Consider the following 3,893-nt stretch of genomic DNA (forward strand, 5'->3'; position numbering starts at 1 on the left):
GATTTCTTTTCCATAAAGCGCTTTACCTCAAGTTAACTTGAGGAATTATACTCGCCCGCAGACAAAACGACGAATCGAGAATTGAGAGAGGCCGCTTTATGTCCCATCAGGATATTATCCAAACGCTTATTGAATGGATTGATGAACATATCGATCAACCACTTAACATTGATATAGTCGCCAGAAAATCGGGATACTCGAAATGGTATCTGCAGCGGATGTTCCGCGCCGTGATGCATCAAACGCTGGGCGATTACATTCGCCAGCGCCGCCTGCTGCTCGCCGCGGAAGCGCTAAGAACCACCCAGCGCCCTATTTTTGATATCGCGATGGATCTCGGCTACGTGTCGCAGCAAACCTTCTCGCGGGTGTTCCGTCGCGAATTTGACCGAACGCCGACCGCCTATCGCCATCAAATTTCTGCCTGATAGTGCGGCTGATAGGGGCTGAGGCTGGTGCGCTCATTCGCCAGCCACAGCATGAACTCCTGCGGCGGCATCGCTTTCGCAAAGTGCCACCCCTGGCAATACTGCACGCCGCGTTGCTGGAGCCAGGCTACCTGCTCTGCCGTTTCGACGCCTTCAGCCACGATTTTTAAATGCAGGCTATTCGCCATCTGGATAATATGCTCGGCAATCAGGTGGCTGGTGGTATTGCTCGTCAGCATGTCGACAAAAGATTTATCAATCTTCAGAACGTCGACGTTGAGCGCATGAAGATTGTGCAGGTTGGAGTAGCCGGTGCCAAAATCATCGATGGCGATTTCATATCCCGCATCGCGGAACGCCTGGATCACCGGCGTCGTTTTCGCTACGTCGATAAACCCGCGTTCGGTCACTTCGATTTTGATTTGTTCCGCCTTGACCGCGTAGCGCTGGATCTTCTCGTTGATGTGCTCAATCAAACGTGCGGAATGGAAATCGGAAGCGGAGAGGTTAATCGCCACGTACAGATGAGGCTGCCGCGCCAGAAACTCGCCCAGGTCGGAAAATACTTCATCGATGACATAGTCGGTGACCTGGGCAATCATCCCTTCATTTTCCGCCATCGGAATGAACTCCGCTGGACTCATCACCGGCCCATCAAAGCCTGGCCAGCGCAATAATGCTTCGGTACCGACGCAGCGGTTATTTTTAATATCGATAACCGGTTGATAGTGAAGGCACAGCTGACGACGGTTTAACGCCCGCTGCAGCATCTTCCGCGGAGAGTGGTACTGCTGACGGGTGCGCGACCACACCAGCAAGAGCAATACGCTGCAAATCAGCCCCAGCGGTAGCGTCAGGGTCACCTGATTATAAAAACTCTGATAATAGCTGACGCGCGAAGTGGACATAATGACGGCTATCGGGCGAACGGTGGAATGGGCGATGGTATAAACGCGGCCATCCTGGTGAAATAAAGACGCTTCAGCGCGAATCAGGCGATGCAGCTCATCGGGGTCGGCATTCTTGCTGACGGAAAAAAACTGGTGGGTTTTGGTATCAAAAACGCCCCAGGCGAGGTCGCGGTCGCTGGTGATCAACGCGCTGTATGAGAGCGGATTAACCACCACCACATAGTTGCCGCGCTGCATATAGTTCATCGCATAGCCAGGGTAGAAAGGGGTCTCGCGGTAGTAGTAAATCGCGACATCCGGCTTTTTGGTATAGGTTGCGGCCGGAATTTGCCACCCCGTCTGGCGGCGCACCGAAGTGGAGCAGAAGAAATGGGTGCCGTTGGCGTAAATTAAATCATCGATATAGAGCAGGCCGCGAACAATACCGAGCAGATATTGCTGATGCTGTGGTGAACATATCGCTCCCTGATACAAGCGGGCTTTATCGCGCGCTTCGTCGGCTTCACGAATCACAATCTCCGTTTTTTGCAGCGCCAGTCGAGAAAACAGCCTCAGCTGATCGGCGGTTTCCGCTTTGGCGCGAATTTGCGCAAACCACAACGCCAGCAGCACCGGCAGCAGAATGACCAGCACGATGCCAAATATTCTCAACGCCTTATGCGGCGCGCTATGATTCATTTCCGCTTTTTATCCATGCGATACGCCTTAATCAAGGTGAACAGCCCCGATGACTCTGCTTACTGTGATATGAACGGGGCATCTCAGCAACCCACGCTTTGACGTAAAAACCTCATGACGATGAATTATGAATAATACTGGCTTATAGAACCACTGGAGAAACATTCTCAACATAATGAGATTAGCCCCACTATGTCATTCGGTTTATCCGTATAATTAGCCAGAATAAGTAATAAAATCCGCAGAACATAAACCTTATTAAAAAACCAAAACCGCCGATAATCCCTTATAATCAGCCTTCACATTGCAAGAAAGCCCCGCGCCCTCCTTATTAACCCTGCTATTTACATGGCTAATAAGCGCAAGAAAACACCATTTTTGACTGGTGAATAAAAGAACAAGTGTGATATAATTCACATTAGCTGATGAAACAAAAACGTTGTTTCATTACGATCTTGTTTGCCTGAAGATAGCCAGAGCGCCGTTCCATCGTCAGTCTCATCCGGTTGTCAAAGGCTCCCAAATTTCGTTGAGGATAGGTTGATGGCTTCCATTACTACCAGTGTCGTGCTTTTGCGCTGGCCACTCGTGAGCGCAGTGCTGATGTTTCTGGCCAGCTCGTTGAACATTCAGCTACGTAAAAGCGATTATGCCGGTTTAGCGGTGATTTGTAGCTGTATGGGCCTGGCCGCAGCCTGCTGGTTCGCCACCGGTCTGTTAGGCATTACGCTGCTGGACGTGGCGAAAATCTGGGGCAATATCAAGGACGTGATGATTGAAGTCATGAGCCAGACTCCGCCAGAATGGCCGATGATGATGACCTGATGTCGGCCCGCCTAATCCGGGCACCGATATCGCTGACCGGACCACCAGACGGCGGTGAACCGGTTGCCCGGACAGGTGCGCAGCACCGTCACCCGCGATTTCCCATTCTGCGACAGCCTAAACCCATCACCGATATACACCGCAGCGATGACGCCATTATGGTCTGGTTATAACGCTTCCGCTGGCCGACGGACGACTGCCCAATAGCCCGCGTGGAAAGTTGTTCGGGCAGCGTTTTATTGCGCAGTGCGCCTGGTAAGAACAGGCGTTTGCCGTCGTGGCGGTAGATTGGTACGGACAAGAAGGCCGCTCCCGCAGTTTCTCCCACTGGGCTTCATCGTATCGCGTGATGTTATAAACCTTTACCGCATGATATTGCTCGTTAATTAACACGCTGGACGAGTAGAGCTTCATCGACTCTCCCGGTAGTAATAAAATGTCGGCTTCATACCAAAGAATAAACTTTAAAAACCGCAGGCTGGAAATCGAAGAAAAAGCCACGCCGGAATACGGGCAGACAAGCGTATTATGAATAGTCCATTTCATTTTTTATCCTTGCTGGCATCGCTGATAAATGACTCTATATAGTGATAGCATCCATGATAGCTAAGGAAGGTGCGAATAAGCGGGGAAATTCTTCTCGGCTGACTCAGTCATTTCATTTCTTCATGTTTGAGCCGATTTTTTCTCCCGTAAATGCCTTGAATCAGCCTATTTAGACCGTTTCTTCGCCATTTAAGGCGTTATCCCCAGTTTTTAGTGAGATCTCTCCCACTGACGTATCATTTGGTCCACCCGAAACAGGTTGGCCAGGGTGAATAACATCGCCAGTTGGTTATCGTTTTTCAGCAGCCCCTTGTATCTGGCTTTCACGAAGCCGAACTGCCGCTTGATGATGCGAAACGGGTGCTCTACCTTGGCACGGATGCTGGCTTTCATGTATTCGATGTTGATGGCCGTTTTGTTCTTGCGCGGATGCTGCTTCAAGGTTTTTACCTTGCCGGGACGCTCGGCGATCAGCCAGTCCACATCCACCTCGGCCAGCTCCTCG

5 protein-coding genes are annotated in these 3,893 nt (G+C 50.9%); 2 read left to right on the forward strand and 3 right to left on the reverse strand.

Annotation, left to right across the window (positions count from 1 at the left end; all coding sequences use genetic code 11):
* Nucleotides 1–98: 98 nt before the first annotated feature.
* The gene (soxS, locus tag HMPREF1144_RS22695) at nt 99–428 is read left to right on the forward strand and encodes a superoxide response transcriptional regulator SoxS (protein ID WP_004097813.1); all 330 of its coding nucleotides are present in this window, start codon (nt 99–101) and stop codon (nt 426–428) included.
* Here the strand turns inward: soxS and HMPREF1144_RS22700 are convergent.
* Complete coding sequence (locus HMPREF1144_RS22700) at nt 413–2,017, reverse strand: EAL domain-containing protein (RefSeq protein ID WP_004097812.1); 1,605 nt, start codon at nt 2,015–2,017, stop codon at nt 413–415. The genes soxS and HMPREF1144_RS22700 overlap by 16 nt on opposite strands.
* Nucleotides 2,018–2,560: 543 nt before the next feature.
* Between HMPREF1144_RS22700 and HMPREF1144_RS22705 the strand changes: the two genes are divergently transcribed.
* Entirely contained in the window at nt 2,561–2,842 is a 282-nt protein-coding gene (locus HMPREF1144_RS22705) for a YjcB family protein (protein ID WP_004097808.1), read from the forward strand.
* A 156-nt stretch (nt 2,843–2,998) separates the two neighbouring features.
* Here HMPREF1144_RS22705 and iraM read toward each other — a convergent pair whose 3' ends face one another.
* Nucleotides 2,999–3,388, reverse strand: a complete 390-nt coding sequence (gene iraM / locus HMPREF1144_RS31955) for an anti-adapter protein IraM (RefSeq protein ID WP_004097807.1) — start codon at nt 3,386–3,388, stop codon at nt 2,999–3,001.
* A 210-nt stretch (nt 3,389–3,598) separates the two neighbouring features.
* Nucleotides 3,599–3,893: IS5/IS1182 family transposase (locus HMPREF1144_RS22710; protein WP_042928290.1), on the reverse strand; the 295-nt coding region annotated here is incomplete at its 5' end.

It is taken from the genome of Klebsiella sp. OBRC7, from assembly GCF_000293135.1.
Taxonomy (GTDB): domain Bacteria; phylum Pseudomonadota; class Gammaproteobacteria; order Enterobacterales; family Enterobacteriaceae; genus Klebsiella; species Klebsiella michiganensis.